Origin of the sequence: Stenotrophomonas sp. SMYL41 (assembly GCF_036319965.1) — a bacterium.
In the GTDB taxonomy this organism is placed as follows: domain Bacteria; phylum Pseudomonadota; class Gammaproteobacteria; order Xanthomonadales; family Xanthomonadaceae; genus Stenotrophomonas; species Stenotrophomonas maltophilia_R.
On sequence record NZ_JAWIRX010000017.1, the window covers coordinates 21,706 to 40,386 of the forward strand.

16 protein-coding genes are annotated in these 18,681 nt (G+C 68.5%); 5 read left to right on the forward strand and 11 right to left on the reverse strand.

Annotated elements, in window-relative coordinates:
• Positions 1-25 precede the first annotated feature (25 nt).
• The gene (locus V3B30_RS17660; RefSeq protein WP_262083624.1) at positions 26-2,203 is read right to left on the reverse strand and encodes a primosomal protein N'; all 2,178 of its coding nucleotides are present in this window, start codon (positions 2,201-2,203) and stop codon (positions 26-28) included.
• 412 nt (positions 2,204-2,615) lie between these two features.
• Between V3B30_RS17660 and V3B30_RS17665 the strand changes: the two genes are divergently transcribed.
• The 4 genes from V3B30_RS17665 (at position 2,616) to sppA (ending at position 7,800) form a co-directional block, all read left to right on the forward strand.
• A complete protein-coding gene (locus V3B30_RS17665) occupies positions 2,616-3,620 on the forward strand; it encodes a hypothetical protein (protein ID WP_262083542.1) in 1,005 nt (334 codons plus the stop codon).
• On the forward strand, positions 3,613-4,191 hold the full coding sequence (locus tag V3B30_RS17670) for a DUF3106 domain-containing protein (RefSeq protein ID WP_262083541.1): 579 nt from the start codon (positions 3,613-3,615) through the stop codon (positions 4,189-4,191). The genes V3B30_RS17665 and V3B30_RS17670 overlap by 8 nt, the downstream gene beginning before the upstream one ends.
• Before the next feature lie 206 nt (positions 4,192-4,397).
• The gene (locus V3B30_RS17675; RefSeq protein ID WP_100474064.1) at positions 4,398-5,762 is read left to right on the forward strand and encodes an MATE family efflux transporter; all 1,365 of its coding nucleotides are present in this window, start codon (positions 4,398-4,400) and stop codon (positions 5,760-5,762) included.
• A gap of 115 nt (positions 5,763-5,877) precedes the next feature.
• A complete protein-coding gene (gene sppA / locus V3B30_RS17680; RefSeq protein ID WP_262083540.1) occupies positions 5,878-7,800 on the forward strand; it encodes a signal peptide peptidase SppA in 1,923 nt (640 codons plus the stop codon).
• 98 nt (positions 7,801-7,898) lie between these two features.
• Here the strand turns inward: sppA and V3B30_RS17685 are convergent, their stop codons facing one another.
• Positions 7,899-8,114 (reverse strand): hypothetical protein, encoded by a 216-nt coding sequence (locus tag V3B30_RS17685; RefSeq protein WP_100474062.1) that lies wholly within the window; start codon positions 8,112-8,114, stop codon positions 7,899-7,901.
• A 111-nt stretch (positions 8,115-8,225) separates the two neighbouring features.
• Here V3B30_RS17685 and V3B30_RS17690 point away from each other — a divergent pair, with 111 nt between their 5' ends.
• A complete protein-coding gene (locus V3B30_RS17690; protein ID WP_262083539.1) occupies positions 8,226-9,002 on the forward strand; it encodes an SDR family oxidoreductase in 777 nt (258 codons plus the stop codon).
• Between the two features lie 46 nt (positions 9,003-9,048).
• Here V3B30_RS17690 and V3B30_RS17695 read toward each other — a convergent pair whose 3' ends face one another.
• The 9 genes from V3B30_RS17695 to V3B30_RS17735 form a co-directional block, all read right to left on the reverse strand.
• A complete protein-coding gene (locus V3B30_RS17695; RefSeq protein WP_262083538.1) occupies positions 9,049-9,768 on the reverse strand; it encodes a hypothetical protein in 720 nt (239 codons plus the stop codon).
• A gap of 34 nt (positions 9,769-9,802) precedes the next feature.
• A complete protein-coding gene (locus tag V3B30_RS17700) occupies positions 9,803-10,492 on the reverse strand; it encodes a hypothetical protein (protein ID WP_100474059.1) in 690 nt (229 codons plus the stop codon).
• A 43-nt stretch (positions 10,493-10,535) separates the two neighbouring features.
• Positions 10,536-11,126 carry a Sua5/YciO/YrdC/YwlC family protein gene (locus V3B30_RS17705; RefSeq protein WP_100474058.1) on the reverse strand — a complete coding sequence of 197 codons (591 nt, stop codon included), beginning with the start codon at positions 11,124-11,126 and terminating at the stop codon, positions 10,536-10,538.
• A gap of 98 nt (positions 11,127-11,224) precedes the next feature.
• Positions 11,225-13,714: a DNA topoisomerase I gene (locus V3B30_RS17710; protein WP_262083537.1), complete on the reverse strand. Its 2,490-nt coding sequence runs from the start codon at positions 13,712-13,714 to the stop codon at positions 11,225-11,227.
• Positions 13,715-13,907: 193 nt separating this feature from the next.
• Positions 13,908-14,837, reverse strand: a complete 930-nt coding sequence (locus V3B30_RS17715) for an RDD family protein (RefSeq protein WP_262083536.1) — start codon at positions 14,835-14,837, stop codon at positions 13,908-13,910.
• A gap of 49 nt (positions 14,838-14,886) precedes the next feature.
• Positions 14,887-15,636, reverse strand: coding sequence for a pilin (locus V3B30_RS17720; protein ID WP_100474055.1), 750 nt, complete (start codon positions 15,634-15,636; stop codon positions 14,887-14,889).
• A gap of 39 nt (positions 15,637-15,675) precedes the next feature.
• A complete protein-coding gene (locus tag V3B30_RS17725) occupies positions 15,676-16,149 on the reverse strand; it encodes a DUF494 family protein (protein ID WP_005419622.1) in 474 nt (157 codons plus the stop codon).
• Between the two features lie 43 nt (positions 16,150-16,192).
• Positions 16,193-17,320 (reverse strand): DNA-processing protein DprA, encoded by a 1,128-nt coding sequence (dprA, locus tag V3B30_RS17730; RefSeq protein ID WP_262083535.1) that lies wholly within the window; start codon positions 17,318-17,320, stop codon positions 16,193-16,195.
• A 130-nt stretch (positions 17,321-17,450) separates the two neighbouring features.
• Complete coding sequence (locus tag V3B30_RS17735; RefSeq protein ID WP_262083534.1) at positions 17,451-18,581, reverse strand: LysM peptidoglycan-binding domain-containing protein; 1,131 nt, start codon at positions 18,579-18,581, stop codon at positions 17,451-17,453.
• Positions 18,582-18,681 lie beyond the last annotated feature (100 nt).

Sequence of the window (18,681 nt, forward strand, 5' to 3'; positions counted from 1 at the left end):
CCACCCAGCGGGTGGGCTCCGACCCTCAATACAGATCCGTCGGATCCACGTCCAGCGACCAGCGCACCTTGCGGGCTTCCGGCAGCGCATACAGCCGCGGCACCAACTGCGAAAGCACACCATGCAGCGGCGGCCGCTGCACGGCCGACAGCAGCAGCTGCGTGCGCTGGTAGCCGGCACGCCGCGGCATCGGCGCCGGCATCGGCCCGTAGGCTTCGACCACGTTCTGCTCGCCCAGCAGTTGCCGCGCGGCCAGCAGGAACGCGTTGGCGTGCTCCACCTGCTGCGCTTCGGCACGCATCAGCGCCAGGTGCGCGAACGGTGGGAACCCGGCGGCTTGGCGCTGGTTCAACTCGGCCTGCGCAAACGGGTGGTAGCCACCACTCACCAGCGTTTCCAGCAGCGGGTGCCCGGGATGGTGGGTCTGCAGCCAGACCTCGCCGGGGTCACGTGCACGCCCCGCGCGACCGGCCACCTGGATCAGCTGCTGCGCCAGTTTCTCGCTGGCGCGGAAGTCGGCGGAGAACAGCCCTTCGTCGATGCCCACCACCACTACCAGCGTCAGCTTGGGCAGGTCGTGGCCCTTGGCCAGGATCTGCGTGCCGACCAGGATGCCGGGCTGGTCGCCCAGTTTCGCCAGTTGCTGTTCCAGCGCGTCGCGGCGCGAGGTGGTGCCGCGGTCGATGCGCACCACCGGGAAATCGGCGAAGGCCGCGGTGAGGTGCTCTTCCAGGCGTTCGGTGCCGATACCCTGCGGCTGCAGCGCCAGGCTGCCGCAGGCCGGGCACGCCAGCGGCGCCGGTTGCCGCGCGCCGCAGTGGTGGCATTGCAGGCGACGACCGCCACCATGCACGGTCATCGGTGCATCGCAGCGCTGGCACGGCGCGGTCCAGCCGCAGTCGTGGCACAGCAGCACCGGCGCATAGCCGCGGCGGTTCTTGAACACCAGTACCTGCTGGCCACGCTGCAGGTGCTCGCCGATGCCGGCCAGTACGTCGGCCGACAGACCGTCATGCAGCGGCCGCTTGCGCACATCGAGGATGCGCACGCGTGGCGGCCGTGCATCGCCGGCGCGCTGCTTCAGGCGCAGGTGGGTGTAGCGCCCGGCGTAGGCGTTGTGCAGGGTTTCCAGCGAGGGCGTGGCGCTGCCCAGCAGAACCGGAATGCCCAGCGACTTGGCCCGGACCAGGGCGAAATCGCGCGCGTGGTAACGGATGCCGTCCTGCTGCTTGTAGCTGCCGTCGTGTTCCTCGTCGACGATCAGCAGGCCGGCCTGGGGCAACGGCGTGAACACCGCCGAGCGGGTGCCGACGATGACGCGCGCTTCGCCGCGTGAGGCCGCTGCCCAGACGCGCGCGCGCTCGTTGTCGTTCAACCCCGAATGCAGCGCATGTACCGCGATGCCCAGGCGGCCGCGGAAGCGTGCCAGTGTCTGCGGGGTCAGGCCGATTTCCGGCACCAGCACCAGCGCCTGCCTGCCTTGTGCCAGGCAATGGATGATCGCCTGCAGGTAGACCTCGGTCTTGCCGCTACCTGTCACGCCATCCAGCAGGAACGGCTGGAAGCCGTCGGCGGCATTGATCGCGGCCACGGCCTCGGCCTGGTCCGGGTTGAGCGTGGGGCCGGGTAACGGCTGCGCGTGTTGGGGAGCCACGCTCAGCGCGACGCGCTCGGCCAGCCCGCGCTTGGCCAGGCTGCGCGCGGTAGCGCGCCAGTCTTCCATGCGTTCGCCCAGCACATCCTCATCCACGATGGCTTCGGCCAGCAGTTCAGCCAGTTGCCGCGGGCGGCTGCCGGCGCGCAGCTTTTCGCGCTGGGCGTGGCCTTCCGCGGTCAGTTGCCAGCCCCAGTGGTGGGTGTCGGGCACGGCCTCGCCATGGCGCAACGGGCCGGGAAGGGCGGTGCTCAGGACCTCGCCCAAGGGGGCGTGGGTGTAGCGCGCCAGCCATTGCAGGCTCTGCCACAGCTCACCCTGCAGCAGCGGCTGCGGGTCGCACCAGGCCAGGGCCTGGCGCAGTCCCTGGCCGTCGTCGGCCTGGCCATGCCCCACCACCACACCGACCAGCTCCCGGTTGCCGAACGGCACCTTCAGGCGGCAGCCGACCGCGACCGCAGGGCCATCGCCCTCCGGCGACAGGTAGTCGAACAGGCGGGGCAGGGGGACGGGCAGGGCGACCTGCAGGGTCGGAATCGGTGAAAGCATCGGGCCAGTGTAACGGCCCATGCGCGCGCGAATGGCGGGCGCGGGAGCGCCAGCGCGACGCCTGTTGAATCATAAATGTCACCTAAATATCGGTGTCCATTGGAGATTCAGTCTTATCCACATGTTCTGTGGATAACGTTGTGCGTTAACGGCCAGCGGATGCGCAGAAGGCCGATAGCGACGGCCTCATGCTCGGGTTGGTCAAAAAATCGCCATATGATAAAGGCCTTCAAAATCAAGTGGTTGGGTGTGAAACAATGCTGAAACAGAGTGGATTCAGCTGGATGGCCCAGTTTTTCGCTGCGGGGGCGTGGTGCTGTGCACAACCTGCAGCACGAAGTGCCTGTGGGCGCAAGTCCTACGGGCATCGATGGCCTGCCGCTATCATGCCGGCAGACCTTTGGAGTGACCGATGACGGCTGTGCCCGCCCCTGTTTCCTCGACCGCGGCCGGCGCGCTGTCGGCGTTCCTGCGCGGTGTCGAGCGCCGTGCCCTGGTGGTCGCTGAACTGCAATGCGGCGATGCTGCGCGCGCCGAACAGACCCTGGTGGCGGTGATGCGCGCCTTTGCCGCCGTCGCCAGCGACCTGCCGATGGCGCAGTGGCCGACCCGTTTCTGGACCCTGCTGGGCCAGCGCCAGGCGCTGCGCGAGCCGGTGGGTGGGCAGTGGGCACCACCGTTGGCCGCGCTGGGTGCAATGCAGCCGCTGCCGCGCCTGGCACTGCTGCTGCGGGTGGGCGGCAGCCTGGACGAGGGCATCGCCATGCGCGTGCTCGACCAGGACGAGGCCGGTTACCAGCACCTGCTGGCCGACGCCTGCCCGCGTGATGCCCACGGCCAGCCCGATGCCTCGGCCTGGCGCCAGTTGGCCGAACAGGTGCAGGCGCGTATCCGTGAGCTGCCGGCAACGCGCCTGCAGCAGCTGCAGCAGCCAGCCGCACCGGCCGCCCACAATGAAACCCCGACCTCGAGCTGGCGCACACCGCAGCGCGATCAGCGTGCCACCGCCGAAGGCACGCGCCGTCGCACGAACGCCAAGCCGCGCTGGCGCGGTCCGCTGATCCTGCTGGTGACCGTGGCGGTGTTGCTGGCCGCTGCGCTGGGCTGGCGCTACTGGCAGGGGCATTCCTTCGGCAGTGATGCACCGTTGCCGGAGGGCGTGGTGGGCGAAGCCGGTCCGGTGACGGTGGAATCCCTGCCGCCGAGCAAGGTCAACGCCACCCCGGATGCCACCACGGCCCAGGCCGCGGACGACGCCACGATGCTGGCCGATCGTGACTACCCGCTGGTCGCCGATGCCGACCTGTATGCGTGGACCGCCGCGGGCGGCCCGCTGCCGGTGGATGAATCGCAATCCAAGCCGAGCCGGCCGGAGCCGGCCAGCGCCACGCTGGAAACCGCTGCTGCCGATGAATAAGCCCGTGTTCGCCAGCCTGTTGCTGGCCCTGCCGTTGTCGCTGTCCGCCGCACCGCAGTCGTTGAGCGTGCCGTTGCCGCCAGCTGTTCCGGGAAGTTCGCCGGCCGCGCCGGCGCCGGCCACTGCAACCCCTGCTGGATTCACCCAGCTCGATGCGCAGCAGCAGCGCCAGCGCCGCGCCGACTACGCTGCCTGGCGCGCGTTGCCGGAAGGAGAGCGCGAGCGCATCCGGCAGGCGGCTGCGCGATTCAATGCATTGCCCGCAGACCAGCAGCAGCGCCTGCGCCAACAGTTCCACGATCAGGACCAGGCGTTCCGCGACGGGTGGCGGCTGGGCCCGCAACTGGGCCTGGAATTCCCCAAGCTGCATGGCCTGTTCGGCTTCGTGCCGCCGGAGCAGCGCGAGACCGCGCTGGCCGTGCTGCGCCAGCTCAGCCCGGCGCAGCTGGCCCAGCTGACCCTGGTCGCGCAGCGCACGCCGCCGCAGGAACGCGACACCGTGCGCAGCGCCTTCCTCGCCGTGCCCGCGGCCGAACGCGACAGCTGGCTCAAGCGCCAGGCTGGCCAGTAGAAAAGGGGACGGAGGGGATTAAGTCGTTTCAGGCCGGTTAGTGCCGGATGCGACTTAATCCCCTCCGTCCCCTTTTTGTGTGGGGCTGCTGAAACCCAGCATTCACGCCATGTCATGGGAATGCACGCGCCGCCCGCGTAAGATGGGCGCCCGCAACCCGGTGCCTGTGCCCTTCGCGCGCAACCGCAGTTCGCGTCAAGCACCTTATGTCTACTGCAACCTCCACGCCGCGCTTCAGCAAGGAAGTCGGCGCCACCGGTCTGCTCGCCCTGCCGCTCGTGCTGGGCCATGTGTCCACCGGTCTGATCTCCTTCGTCGACAACGTGATTGCCGGCCACCACGCCACGGCCACACTGGCCGCCGTCACCATCGGTACGGCGCTGCTGTGGCTGCCGATGCTGATCCCCATCGGTACCCTGATCTCGCTCACTGCCTCGGTCTCGCAGCTGCATGGCGCCGGCCGCGAGCGCGAGATCGGCCCGCTGTTCCGCCAGGCACTGTGGCTGGCGCTGGGCCTGGGCCTGATCATGTTCACCTTCCTCACCGTGGTGCCGCCGCTGCTGCCGGCATTCGGCATCGCGCCGGACATCGTGCCGGGTGCGACCGCGTTCCTGCATGCGGTGCGCTGGGGCGGGCCTGCGCTGACCCTGTATTTCTGCATGCGCTATCTCAGCGAGGGCATGCATTGGACGCTGCCAACCATGTTGCTGGGCTTCGGTGGCCTGCTGGTGCTGGCACCGATGGGCTATGTGCTGGCCAACGGCAAGCTCGGCTTCCCGGAAATGGGCGCCGAAGGCCTGGGCATCGCCTCGGCGGTGATGATGTGGCTGCAGGCGATCGCCTTCGCCACCTACCTGTGGTTCACCAAGCGCTTCGCCCACCTGCAGCTGTTCTCGCACTTCGAAGGACCGCGCTGGAAGGCGATCTGGGAGCTGCTGCGCACCGGCCTGCCGATCGGCATCACCGTGCTGATGGAGGGCGGCCTGTTCATCGTCACCGCACTGCTGATCGGCCGCCTCGGCGCCAATGAAGCGGCGGCACACCAGATCGCGATCAACGTCGCGCAGCTGTGCTTCATGATCCCGATGGGCGTGGCCGAGGCCACCACCGTGCGCGTCGGCCATGCGGTCGGCCGTGGCGATGGCTTCGGCGTGCGGCGCGCGGCCTGGGCCGGCTACGCGATCATCATGGGCACGCAGACGTTGTCGGCGGCAGTGCTGCTGTTCGGCCACGATGCCATCGTGGGTGTGTACACCAACGACCTGGCAGTGGCCGGGCTGGCCTCGACCCTGCTGCTGTACGCGGCCACCTTCCAGTTCCCGGACGGCATCCAGGTGCTGTCGGCCGGCGCGCTGCGCGGCCTGAAGGACACCCGCGTGCCGATGTTCATCGCCATGTTCGCGTACTGGGGACTGGGCATGCCGCTCGGCGCCGGGCTCGGCCTGGGGCTGGGCATGGGCCCGCAGGGCATGTGGATCGGCCTGATCGTCGGCCTGACCGCCGCTGCCATCCTGATGGGCTGGCGCCTGCGCCGCAGCAGCCAGCGCATCGGGCAATCCGCGCTGTCCTGATCTTCGCGCCCGCCACGTTCACCCGTGACGGGCGATCCCCTGACTTGTGTCCGATGCTGCATCACGCGGCACCGGCTATGCTGGTACCACGGCAAGAAGCCATCCGGAGCGTTCCATGAATCAACCCGTGCCCCCGCTGCCCCCGGCGCGTCGCAATCCCGTCGCCAGCTTCTTCATCGGGCTGTGGGACGTCATGAACTTCACCCGCCGGTTGATTCTCAACCTGGTGTTCTTCGGCCTGCTGTTCCTGCTGCTGGTGATGTTCGTCATCGCCGCCGGCATGGGCGCCGGCGCCAGCAAGTCGCTGCAGGACCGCACGACGCTCGTGATCGCGCCGGAAGGCCGCCTGGTCGAGCAGTTCAGCGCCGATCCGGTCAGCCGTGCGCTCGCCAAGGCGGTGGGTGACAACGGTGCCGAAGAGATCCAGCTGCGCGACCTGCTGCGGGTGATCGAGTCGGCCAAGCAGGACAAGAAGATCGAGCGCGTGGTGCTGGAGCTGGACAAGCTGCAGCCGTCCGGCTTGGCCTCGCTGCGTGAAGTGGCTGCCGCACTGCAGGATCTGCGTGCCTCCGGCAAGCAGCTGGTGGCCTACAGCGAGAGCATGGGCCAGTCGCAGTACCTGCTGGCCGCGCAGGCCGACGAGGTCTACCTGGACCCGATGGGCTCGGTGGTGCTGGAAGGCCTCGGCCGCTACCGCCAGTACTTCCGCACCGGCCTGCAGGACAAGCTGGGCGTGGACGTGCACCTGTTCAAGGTGGGCGAGTACAAGTCCGCGGCCGAGCCGTACGTGCTCGACGCCGCGTCGCCGGCCTCCAAGGAAGCCGACCTGTTCTGGATGAACGACGTGTGGCAGCGCTACCTGGGCGACATCGCCAAGGCCCGCCGCCTGGATCCGGCGCAGCTCGCCGCTGGCATCGACACGCTGCCGGAAGGCATCGCTGCCGCCGGTGGCGACCTGGCCAAGTTCGCCCTGCAGCAGAAGCTGGTGACCGCGCTGAAAACCCGCGAAGAATTCGAGGATCTGATGATCGAGCGCGGCGTGGCCGACGAGGATGCCGATGGCGGTTTCCGCAACGTCGACTTCGGTCGTTACCTGGCCCTGCTCGACGCGCGCCGCAACCCGGTGGACTCGCGCCCGCAGGTGGCCGTGGTGGTGGCTGCCGGCGAAATCAGCGCGGGTGACCTGCCGGCCGGCCGCATCGGTGGCGAGTCGACCTCGGCGCTGCTGCGTGCCGCGCGCGACGACGACAACGTGAAGGCCGTGGTGCTGCGCGTGGATTCGCCGGGCGGTGAAGTGTTCGCCTCCGAGCAGATCCGCCGCGAAGTGGTGGCGCTGCAGGCCGCCGGCAAGCCGGTGGTGGTGTCGATGGGCGACCTGGCCGCCTCCGGTGGCTACTGGATCAGCATGAATGCCGATCGCATCTACGCCGATCCGTCGACCATCACCGGTTCGATCGGCATCTTCGGCATGGTGCCGAACTTCAGCCGCGCGCTGGACAAGATCGGCGTGCATACCGATGGCGTCGGCACCACCCGTTTCGCCGGTGCCTTCGACGTCACCCGGCCGATGGACCCGGCCGTGGGCCAGGTCATCCAGTCGGTGATCAACAAGGGCTACGCCGACTTCACCGGTCGCGTCGCCGACGCCCGCAAGAAGCCGGTCGAGGCCGTGGACGAGGTGGCCCGTGGCCGCGTGTGGAGCGGGGCACAGGCCAAGGAACGTGGCCTGGTCGATGCTTTCGGTGGCCTGAAGGATGCGGTGGCCGATGCGGCCAGCCGTGCCAAGCTGGGCAAGGCCGATGCCTACCGCGTGCGCTACATCGAGAAGGCGGCGACGCCGTTCGCGCAGTTCGTCAGCGGATTCGCCGGCAGCCGTGCCGGTGCCTGGATGCTGTCCGATTCGGGCATGGCGCGGATGATGCTGGCGCGCACGATGCCGGAGGTGGATACGCAGCTGCGCTTCGTCGAGAACGCGGCCCGCGAGAAAGGCAATGGCGCACCGGTGAAGGCGCTGGCGTACTGCTTCTGCGGGTTCTGACCGGCAACGCTATCGAATGAAAACGCCCGGCTCAGGCCGGGCGTTTTCGTTCATGGGGTCGGATCCCTTTGCAGCGCAAAGGGCTCTGACCCCACCGGTCATTGCGTCGCGTCGGCCTCGGCCCTGCGCTTGCGCGCGTCGGCATCATCGACGGTCTTCTGCACGCTCTTGGCACGGTCCAGCGGTTCGTTGATCGCGCGCGGCATCGCTCGTGGCACCGGTGGCTTCTCCGGGTTCGGCGTCGGCGGCCGCTGGCAGGCCGCCAGCAGCACGGCGGCCAGCAGGAGGGGCGAGGACAGGATCAGCATGCGCATGGCGGCTCTCCGCGGTAGGCGTGCGTGCAGTGTCGCACCCCCCGCAGGCACCCGCCGTGAGCGCGTATCCTTGCGGCATCGAAACACAGCGGGCGCGGCCCCGGAGGACACATGACCCAGCAACGGTGGCGCCTGGACGGCCAGACCGCCCTGATCACCGGCGCCAGCGCCGGCATCGGCCTGGCCATCGCGCATGAACTGGCGGGGCTCGGCGCCGACCTGATGATCGTCGGCCGCGATATCGACATGCTGGAGACGGCGCGCGACGAACTCCTGGATATGTATCCGCAGCACCAGGTGCACGCGCTGGCGGCCGATGTCTCCGATGACGAGGACCGCCGCCAGATCCTGGACTGGGTGGAAGACCACAGCGATGGCCTGCACATCCTGGTCAACAATGCCGGTGGCAACGTCACCAGGTCGGCCACGGAGTATTCCGAGGACGAGTGGCGCAAGATCTTCGAGACCAACCTGTTCTCGGCCTTCGAGCTGTCGCGCTACGCGCATCCGCTGCTGGCGCGGCACGCGTCATCGTCGATCGTCAATGTCGGCAGCGTGTCGGGGCTGACCCATGTGCGCAGTGGCGTGGTCTACGGCATGACCAAGGCCGCGATGCACCAGATGACCCGCAACCTGGCCGTCGAGTGGGCCGAGGATGGCATCCGGGTCAACGCGGTGGCGCCGTGGTACATCCGCACGCGGCGCACGTCCGGTCCGTTGTCGGACCCGGACTACTACGAGGAAGTGATCAACCGCACGCCCATGCGCCGCATCGGCGAGCCGGAGGAAGTGGCCGCAGCCGTGGGCTTCCTGTGCCTGCCGGCGGCCAGCTATGTCACCGGCGAATGCATCGCGGTGGATGGCGGTTTCCTGCGTTACGGCTTCTGATCGTTCGGTGGTAACGCCGGCCGCTGGCCGGCACTACGGGTGGCTGTCACCCCGGTACCGGGCAATTGCTGGCCTCCAGCACGCCCTGCAGCCGTTCGCGTTCCCCACGGGCGCTGTCGCGGTTTTCCGGCGAGGCGAACCGCTCACGGCCGCGCGCGTTGCGGAAGCGTTGCTGCCAACTGCTGCAGCGCTGTGCCTCCGGTAGTTCCTCGCAGCGGTCGCGCACCACTTCGCAGCCGGCGGCATTGACCGGCGTGGCGCCACCCAGGCCCTGCACGGTCATCAGTTCGCAGCGCCCGGGGGCGGCTTCGTACTCGTGCAGGTAGCCCCCGCCCTGACTATCGGTGCACTGGAAGATCGGTGGCAGCGGTGGCTTCGGTGGTGCATTGCTGTCCGGCGTGGCATCGGCCTGGCGCGGCAGTGCTGCGCTGTCGAGTATCAGATCGCCACCCTCGCGCTCGACCATGCCGGCCTCCATGATCGTGCGGCCATCGCCGGGATGTCGCGGGCTGGGTGCAGAAGCAGGCGGAGCCAGCGCTGGCTCCGGCTCGGGCGGGGCCGGCACGGGGGCCGGTGTGGCCGATGCCGGCGGCGCACTGGCGGCCGCCGGAACCCGTATCACCTGCTGCTTGCTGCCGGCGGGGCAGGGCGTACGTTGCAGGGTGGGTACGTCGCTGCTGCTGGAGGTACAGCGGTAGATCACCCCGTCGTCGGCCCATGCATTGCCGGCGAACAGGCCCAGGGCCAGCCAGATCGGATTCTTCATGCGCACAGCGTACATGCCATGGCAGGCGCTGCGCTCAGCGTTCGCAGTCCCGCGACAGGCGTGCGTCGATGCCACGCTGTTCGTTGCTGATGGCAGTGCGCTCGCTCTGCAGCGCACTGTTGTAGCGACGGTCCAGTTCCCAGCGGCGGTCACGCAGGCGCGCACAGACGTCCTGCGGCGGCAGCGCATGGCAGCTGTCGCGGACCAGCACGCTGCCGGCCGGGACCTGCACACCGACACCCACTGCGGGCGGCCGGTAGCCGGTTCCTCCACCGATGGGGGTGCCGACCGGCGTGCCGAAGGCCGGGCGTGGGCCAGGATGGACCGGGCCGTGGTGCCCGTGCGGAAGCCAGACGCTGGTCCACAACGGCACCCAGCGCGGATTGCCCTCGTTGTTGTCGCTGGTATAGCGGCGCCCGTCGTCGCTCACGCACTCGTACAACGGCTGTGGCGGCTGGATGTAGACGTGGCGGACCTCGCGATCGCGTACCACCGGGACTTCGTCGGCAGGCGCGGGTGTCGCATCGCTGCGCACCACCCGGGGCGCCGGGTCGCGCGGGCGCTGCAGGTCACGCACTTCCTGCCGGCCGCTGCTGCAGGGCCTGTCCTGCAGGGCCACGGCGCCGTTGCTGGCGACGCAGCGGTAGACGCGCACGTCCTCGGCGGCCGGTGCGGTCCATGGCAGCAGCAAGCACAGGCTCAAAGCGGTGCGCAGCAGGTTCATGGCGGCAGGGTGCGTGATTGTGCGCGGCAGTGCAATCGTCCGCTCAGGAGCGCAGCACGTTGCCGCTGAGCGCGTCGCGGATCGGGGTCGGTTGGGCCAGGCCGCCGGTCTCGCCATCGAGGAGGCCGTCGAGCAGGCGCAGCAGGCGTGGATCCAGCTCGGCACGGCTGCGCGCGGGTGGTTCACCGGCCAGGTTGGCGCTGGTGGAGACCAGCGGACCGCCCCAGGCGCGGCACAGTGCGGCGACCAGTGGGTGGGCGCTGATGCGTACGGCGATGCCGCTGTGCTCACCGGTGACCCACGGTTGGGCGCGCGGACCGGCCGGCAGGATCCATGTGTTGGCACCCGGCCAGCTGGCCAGCACCGCACGCTGGCGGGCGTCGGGCAGCGCCTGCAGGCGTACCCAGCCCTCCAGCTGCGAGAGTTCGGCGGCGACCAGGATCATGCCCTTCTCGATCGGGCGCTGCTTGAGCCGCAATACCATGTGCACCGCGGCTTCATGCGACGGATCGCAGCCCAGGCCCCAGACCGCTTCGGTCGGATAGGCGATCACGCCGCCGGCGCGGAGCGTGGCGACAGCAGAGTCCAGGGTGAGTTCTTTCATGGCGGCCACCGGCCCGGCGTGGGCCTCCATTATCCCCCTGCTGCGTGCAGAAGGGGTGGTGGGTGCGGACGGTAGGTGCGGACCGTTGGTCCGCACGCCCTCACCCTTCATCCACGCATGGCGTGAATCTACTTGGCGGCCTTCTTGACGGCCTTCTTCGCCGGCGCCTTCTTTGCGGCAGCCTTCTTCACCGCCTTCTTCACCGCCTTCTTGGCCGGCGCCTTCTTGGCCGCGGCCTTCTTCGGCGCTGCTTCCTTCTTCACTGCAGCCTTCTTGGCCGGAGCCTTCTTCGCGGCGGCCTTCTTGGCACCGAAGCCCTTGCGCACCGGCTTGCCGGTTTCTTCCATCAGCTGCTGCACCTCGGCCAGGGTCAGCGATGCCGGCTCGCGATCCTTGGGGATCTTGCCGTTCATCCTGCCGTCGCTGATGTACGGGCCGAAGCGGCCGTTCAGCACCTGGATGTCGCTGCCCTCGAACTCCTTGATGATCCGGTTGCGCGCGATTTCTTCCTTCTCTTCGATCAGGAACACGGCGCGAGCCAGGTCGATGGTGTAGGGGTCGTCTTCCTTCTTCAGCGAGGCATAGGTGCTGCCGCGCTTGGCGAACGGGCCGAAGCGGCCGATGCCGACGCTGACCGGTTCGCCGTTGTCCTCGCCCAGCGCACGTGGCATCAGGAACAGTTCCAGCGCGTCTTCCAGCGAGATGGTGTGCATCGACTGGCCGGGGCGCAGCGAGGCGAACTTCGGCTTCTCCTCGGCGTCCTCGGCGGTGCTGCCGATGGCGGCGTAAGGCCCGAAGCGGCCGAGGCGCACGCTGACCGGCTTGCCGGTCTTCGGATCGGTGCCGAGCTCGCGCGCGCCACTGGCCTCGGCGCGGTCAACCGATTCCTTCTTGTCTTCCACCAGTTCCTTGAACGGCTCCCAGAAGCGGGCCATCAGCGGGATCCACTCTTCTTCGCCACGCGAGACGGCGTCGAGCTCGTCTTCGAGCTTGGCGGTGAAGTCGTAGTCCACGTACTGGGTGAAGTGGCTGGACAGGAACTTGGACACCGCGCGGCCGACGTCGGAGGGACGGAAGCTGCGGCCCTCCATTTCCACGTACTTGCGGAACAGCAGGGTCTGGATGATCGAGGCGTAGGTCGAGGGACGGCCGATGCCGTACTCCTCCAGCGCCTTCACCAGCGCCGCTTCGGTGTAACGCGGCGGCGGCTGGGTGAAATGCTGCTCGGCCTGGATGCGTTCCAGCGGCACGCGGTCGCCAGGCTTCATCGCCGGCAGCTTGCGGCCTTCGTCCTCGTCTTCGGCGCTCTTGTTGTCCTTGCCTTCCTCGTACACGGCCAGGAAGCCGGGCACCACCACGGTGGTACCGCTGGCACGGAACACGTGCTCGCTGCCAGCCGACAGGTCGACACTGACGGTGTTGAGCGTGGCCGGGATCATCTGGCAGGCGACGGCGCGCTTCCAGATCAGCTCGTACAGGCGGCGCTCGTCATCGGTCAGGAAGCGCGCCACCTGGGCCGGGGTGCGCAGGGCCGAGGTCGGGCGCACCGCTTCGTGTGCTTCCTGGGCATTCTTCGACTTGGTCTGGTAGGTGTTCGGCTGGTCCGGCAGCGAGGCGATGCCGTAATCACGGGCGATCACGTCGCGGATTTCGGCCAGCGCGTCCTGCGACAGGTTCACCGAGTCGGTACGCATGTACGAGATCAGGCCGACGGTGCCTTCATCACCGATCGCCACGCCTTCGTACAGCTTCTGCGCCACCTGCATGGTCTTGCGGGTGGTGAAACCGAGCTTGCGCGAGGCTTCCTGCTGCAGGGTGGAGGTGGTGAACGGCGGCGCCGGGCGGCGCTTGCGTTCCTTGCTAGCCACGTCGGTGACATGCAGCGAGCCCTGCGCGGCCTGCTGGATGCGCAGGCGGGCGGCTTCGGCGGTGTCGCCGTCGGTGATGGTGAACTGCTCGAACTTCTGCCCGTCCAGCTTGACCAGCTTGGCGTTGAAGTGCTGCGACGGGTGTGCGCACTCGGCGGCGATCGACCAGTACTCGCGGGCGATGAAGGCTTCGATCTCTTCCTCGCGCTCGACGATCATGCGCAGCGCCGGGCTCTGCACGCGGCCGGCGGACAGGCCGCGCTGGACCTTGCGCCACAGCACCGGCGACAGATTGAAGCCGACCAGGTAGTCCAGTGCGCGGCGCGCCTGCTGGGCATCGACCAGGTCGCTGGCGATCGCGCGCGGCTGGCTGATCGCTTCCTTGATGGCGCGCGGGGTGATCTCGGTGAACACCACGCGCTGCATCGGCTTGTCCTTGACCAGCCCGCGTTCCTTCAGGATCTCGGCAATATGCCAGCTGATCGCTTCACCCTCGCGATCCGGGTCGGTCGCCAGCAGGATGTCGTCGGCGCCCTTGGCGGCCTTGGCGATCGCGTCGACATGCTTCTCGTTCTTGTCGATCACGTCGTAGTGCATGGCGAACCCGTTGTCCGGGTCGACCGCGCCTTCCTTCGGAATCAGGTCACGCACATGCCCATACGAGGCCAGGACGGTGTAGTCCTTGCCGAGGTATTTGTTGATCGTCTTGGCCTTGGCCGGCGATTCGACGATGAGCAGGTGCTTGGGCATGGCAGCAGTGTCTGTGGGGCGAGCCGCAGGGGAGGGGCCGCTAGGGTGGAGCAAACGGCCGCATTAGTGAAGCGGCCACGGACAAATCAATACGCTGAACGCCCGGTAGTGTGCCGGGCGTTCAGGTTTCACCTTATTAGAGGAATCACGCCCGGCCAGCGGCTGTCAAGCAGCCAGGCGTGAGGATGGCCGTTCATGAGGCCATCTTGGCGATGAAGCCGACTGCGGCCACCAGCAGCACCAGGCCCGCCAGCGACAGCAGGCCGGTCAGCACCAGGATCACGATGGTGACCGTACCCAGCTCATGGCGCTGCAGGTGCGGCTGATCGGTGTACGCCCAGCGGTCGACCACCAGGGTGTCGCAGATCATGTCGTGCAGGCCCTGCTTGCGCTCGGTGAAGGCCGCCATCAGGAAGCCGATGCCGAGGGTGAAGCTGCTCAGCAGCATGGCCCAGTAGCGACCGAAGGCGCGGCCCCTGGTCAGGCGGTCACCGTTGCTGCGCACGACCTTGATGCCGACCGCCATCTTGCCCAGCGTGGCGCCACCCTGCGAGGAATGGAACCAGGTGTAGTAGGCAACGCCGATGGCCAGGTTGATCAGTGCGCTGGCGAGCTGCGCGACGATCTCAATGGACGTTTCGCCACTGCCCACCGCGCCCATGCTGGCGCCGAGCACCACGCCCATGATGGCGCCGATGATGCCGCCCGGAACGGCCAGCACGAAGTAGTCGATCATGTAGGCCGCTACGCGCTTCCAGAAGCCTGCGTAGACCACCTCGCCGCCGATCACCGGCTGCGGACCGCCGGCACCGGCGGCGGCCGGGGCGCTGTAGGGCGAGCTGCTGATCGCACCCGTGCCAGGCAGCGGTGCAGTGCCGTTGTCGATGGCAGCGTAGTCGTTGCGCAGATCGAAGCCGCCGCTGGCGGTGGCGGTGCTGGCGTCGGCCAGCGTCTGCAGGCCCAGCTCATCGACCACCTGGCGAAGTGCAGCCCACTGGGCCATGCCTTCGCGCCAGACCAGGGTGTCCAGGTTCAGTTGGCCGCGCTGGAAGCGCTGGCGGATGTCCTGGGCCGGCAGCGGGCCCTGGCGTTGCTGTCCTTCGGCGTAGTACCACTCGGTCATTGCATGTTCCCTGTTGGATCGTCCTTGGAGGCGCTGGCGTGCGCGTGGCTCAGCCGCGGCACGACGGCGGCAGGTACTTGTCGTCGCTTTCACCGCTGCATTCCCAGCGGCCGCTGTCGCGATCATATTCCAGCCACAGCAGGTCGCCATCGAGGCTCTTGCCGGGCACGGCCAGCGTGGCTTCGATGCCACAGTGGCCGTTGTTGAAGCGACCGATGTTCACCGCCGACAGGCCGGCCTGGGTGAAGTCACCCGGGGCCGGGAAGCCGGCATCGTTGGCACCGGGGCAGCGGCCTTCGTCGTCGGCGAAGTGCTGCACCTGCTGTTTCAGCGGCTGCAGGGCATTGACCGCGGCGGCGACCTTGGCACGCACGGTGTAGTCGCTGTAGGCAGGCAGGGCGATCGCCGCGAGGATGGCCACGATCGGTACCAGCACCAGCAGCAGGCCACCGACGATGATCGCGGTCAGGGCGCAGCCGGAGAGCTTCTTCTTCGGCGGCGGCAGGATCCCGGCCGGGGTCTGGGTGGCATAGGGCGTGGATGGCGGCAGTACGGGTGGCTGCGGCGGCAGTGGTTCGGGCTCGGGCTCGGGTTCCACGGCCGGCGCGGCGGCGTCCAGCGCCGGTACGATCAGGCCCAGCTCATCGACGACGGTGCGCAACGGTTGCCATTGCGGCAGGCCGTCGCGCCAGACCAGGGTGTCCAGGGAGATCTGGTTGCTGCGGAACAACTCGACCAACCGTTCCGCCGGCAGCGGGCCTTGCTGCCGGTTGCCTTCTGCATGGAACCACTCGCTCACGGGGACGCTCCTGAATGCGCTATGCCCCCAAGTGTACGGTCAGTGCAGGGGTTCTGGCTCGTCCATGAACATCTGCGTCTCCATCCAGGCATAGGCCGCTTCAGAGCCGGGCTGGTTGAACAGCACCATCAGCACGACCCACTTCAGGTCGTCCAGGTCCAGTTCGTCCTGGTCCAGGGCCATCGCGCGGTCCAGCACCAGCTCGCGCTGGTCGGCGTCGAGGATGCCGTGCTGTTCCAGGTAGAGCAGGAAGCCGCGGCATTCCACGTCCAGCTTGTCCAGCTCGGGGCCATGGTAGATGCGCACGGGGCCATCGACCCGCGCCTGGGCCACGCTCGGCCGCTGCGCGGCCAGGGCATCGAGCCAGTCGAACGCCTTGTTGATCTCGGTGGGACTGAAACCGGCCTGGATCAGACCGTTCTGGAGCGAATCGCGGTCACGGATCAGGTCCGCATCTTCGCTGAAATAGTGTTCAAACAGGTACAACAGTACGTCCAGGATGCTCTCTTTCATTGCCCCTCGGCCTGCGTCGCGCGACGCTGTGGAGGTGAAGAAACTAGGGAGTTCGACAGTAGCGGCCGTGTACGCACACCACGATTCCCGCCAGTTCCATGGCCAGCAGCATGGAGGACACCTGTGACGCCGTCAATCCACAGCGCGTGATCAGTGAATCCATACCGCTTGGGTTGTGGTCCAGGGCCCGCCACAAGCGCTGGTAGTCAGGGTCGTCGGCCCAGCGCGCCGGCAGGAGTGCCGGCGGTGCCTGTTCAGTGGGGGTGGCCAGCCGTGATTGCAAGCCCGGCAGTTGCTGGCGGAGGGCGGGGGCGAGCAGTTCCAGTACTTCCTCGGGGCGCTCGACCAGCGCCGCGCCCTCACGGATCAGCCGGTGGCAGCCGGCCGCGCGCGGGTTGAGCACCGATCCGGGCAGGGCACAGACCTCCCGGCCTGCCTCGGCGGCCAGGCGCGCAGTGATCAGCGCGCCCGAACGCTGGGCGGCCTCGACCACCACGGTGGCCAGCGCCAGCCCGGCCACCAGCCGGTTGCGCGCAGGGAAGTGGCCGGGGCGGGCAGCCGTGCCCGGCAGATACTCACTGAGCACTACGCCTTCGGCGGCGATCCGTGCCTGCAGCCGGGCGTGGTTGTCCGGATAGGCCCGGTCAGGGCCGGTACCGATCACCGCCACGGTGCAGCCGCCGGCCTCCAGCGTGGCCTGGTGCGCGGCCGCATCGATGCCTGCGGCCAGGCCACTGGTCACCGCCAGGCCCGCTTCGACGAAGCAGCCGGCAAAACGTGCGGCCAGTGCCCGACCACCCGGGGTGGGGGAGCGACTGCCCACCAGCGCAACCGATGGGCGCCAGGCCAGGCTGGGGTCACCGGCCACGAACAGGGCCAGCGGCGGATTGGGCACCTCCAGCAGCGATGGCGGAAAGGCCGGGTCGATGCAGGGCAGCAGGTGATGGTTGTCCTGCTCCAGCCAGCGCCAGGCGGCTGCCCAGGCCCGGGTATCGGGGCGTTCCAGCGCGGCGCACTGCTCCGGCGTGCAACCGTGCGCGCGCCAGTTCGCGGTGCCTTGCGCGATGGCGGCTTGCGCACCGCCTGCGGCCTGCAGCAGGGCCCGTCGGGGCGCCAGTGCGCCTCCCGCCATCAGCAGGCGCAGCAGCGCCTCATGTGCATGCGTGGTCATTCCCCACTATCGACCGCATGCAACGAAGGCGCCCTAGGGCGCCTTCGCATGTGGTTGTCAGGTTTTGCCGGAGGTGCCTGCCGGCCAGCGGCCGGCACTCCCTGCGGTGGCCGGGGCAGCCCGGCAACCGTTACTTCGCGTCCGGGTGCAGCGCGTTGTAGCCCACCTGCACCGGCTTCACGCCCTGCATCACCAGCGCGTAGCTGACGTTGTCGAAGGTGCGGAACACCATCGCATGCGCGGCATACTCGTCCGGCAGCGAGACCCGGCCCGCACCGGTGCTGAGCGAGTCGTCCATGCGCGAGGAGGTCGGGTACTTCATGCGGTGCGCCACATGACGGCCCGGGCGCCACAGCGAGAACACGGTGCCGTTGTCCACGCCCTGGGCACGGCCGGCCGAGATCGCGATCACATCGCGCGGGCCACCGGCGGTGAACATGTCGGTGACCGCCAGCACGCGCACGTCCACGCCTTCGACACCCGCGGCGGGCACGTGGGGCATGAACTGCAGGTCGTACGGCCTGGCCTCGACCGGTACCAGGCGGTCGCCGGCGCGCACTTCGCGGCCGCCGACGTTCTTGTCCAGCACCAGCGTGGAGGCCTCGACCTTGCCGCCGCCGATCTGGGTGATGGTGCCGGTGGCGACCTGGGCCAGCTCGTAGCCCAGCACGCCACGGCGCGCGTTGGGCGCGTTGTAGGCCTTCCAGAGGTTTCCGCTGCCGGGGGTGACGTCGCCATTGGCGGTCAGGTCCTCGGTCGGCTTGGGCTGGGCGTACCGCACGGTCGGGCGTACCACGGCCCAGCGCTGGCCCACCTGGGCATCGGCCAGGCGTACGTAGACGGTGTCACCGCCGGACGCGCGCAGGCGGTTGTCCTCCAGGCCGACCACGTAGGGCAGCTGCTTGACGCTGTCGACAACGCTCAGCTGCTTCAGGAACGGCTCGACCTGGGCCAGCGGAATGGCGTCGATCGGGGCCTCCTGGCGCGGACCGGCCTGGGACACGGTCACCCGGTCCAGGTAGGCCAGGCTCAGCACGTCACCTGGATAGATCAGGTGCGGGTTGGCAATCTGCGGATTGGCTTGCCAGATCTCCGGCCACAGCCAAGGCTTCTGCAGGAAACGTGCGGCGATATCCCACAACGTATCCCCTTTTCGGACCACATAGGTGTCCGGGTGCCCGCCATTCACTTCCACGGCGGTAGCATAGGCAGCCACGGTCAGCATCGCCGCGGCGACGACCGTACGAAAACGAAGCAACATAGGTGTGAAGCCCTGATTCCCCAACAGGTCCGCGCACTATAGTCCAGAAACCGGGGCGCAAGGCAAGCGTTGGAGCTAGAATCTGCGACGTATGCCGGCG

Coding starts and splice junctions, on each gene's coding strand:
- V3B30_RS17665 (WP_262083542.1), top strand. CDS start 2,616: ATGACGGCTGTGCCCGCCCCTGTTTCCTCGACCGCGGCCGGCGCGCTG.
- V3B30_RS17710 (WP_262083537.1), bottom strand. CDS start 13,714: ATGCCCAAGCACCTGCTCATCGTCGAATCGCCGGCCAAGGCCAAGACG.
- dprA (WP_262083535.1), bottom strand. CDS start 17,320: ATGACCACGCATGCACATGAGGCGCTGCTGCGCCTGCTGATGGCGGGA.
- V3B30_RS17735 (WP_262083534.1), bottom strand. CDS start 18,581: ATGTTGCTTCGTTTTCGTACGGTCGTCGCCGCGGCGATGCTGACCGTG.
- V3B30_RS17705 (WP_100474058.1), bottom strand. CDS start 11,126: ATGGAGGCCCACGCCGGGCCGGTGGCCGCCATGAAAGAACTCACCCTG.
- V3B30_RS17670 (WP_262083541.1), top strand. CDS start 3,613: ATGAATAAGCCCGTGTTCGCCAGCCTGTTGCTGGCCCTGCCGTTGTCG.
- V3B30_RS17660 (WP_262083624.1), bottom strand. CDS start 2,203: ATGCTTTCACCGATTCCGACCCTGCAGGTCGCCCTGCCCGTCCCCCTG.
- V3B30_RS17695 (WP_262083538.1), bottom strand. CDS start 9,768: ATGAAGAATCCGATCTGGCTGGCCCTGGGCCTGTTCGCCGGCAATGCA.
- V3B30_RS17685 (WP_100474062.1), bottom strand. CDS start 8,114: ATGCGCATGCTGATCCTGTCCTCGCCCCTCCTGCTGGCCGCCGTGCTG.
- sppA (WP_262083540.1), top strand. CDS start 5,878: ATGAATCAACCCGTGCCCCCGCTGCCCCCGGCGCGTCGCAATCCCGTC.
- V3B30_RS17690 (WP_262083539.1), top strand. CDS start 8,226: ATGACCCAGCAACGGTGGCGCCTGGACGGCCAGACCGCCCTGATCACC.
- V3B30_RS17675 (WP_100474064.1), top strand. CDS start 4,398: ATGTCTACTGCAACCTCCACGCCGCGCTTCAGCAAGGAAGTCGGCGCC.
- V3B30_RS17725 (WP_005419622.1), bottom strand. CDS start 16,149: ATGAAAGAGAGCATCCTGGACGTACTGTTGTACCTGTTTGAACACTAT.
- V3B30_RS17715 (WP_262083536.1), bottom strand. CDS start 14,837: ATGACCGAGTGGTACTACGCCGAAGGACAGCAACGCCAGGGCCCGCTG.
- V3B30_RS17700 (WP_100474059.1), bottom strand. CDS start 10,492: ATGAACCTGCTGCGCACCGCTTTGAGCCTGTGCTTGCTGCTGCCATGG.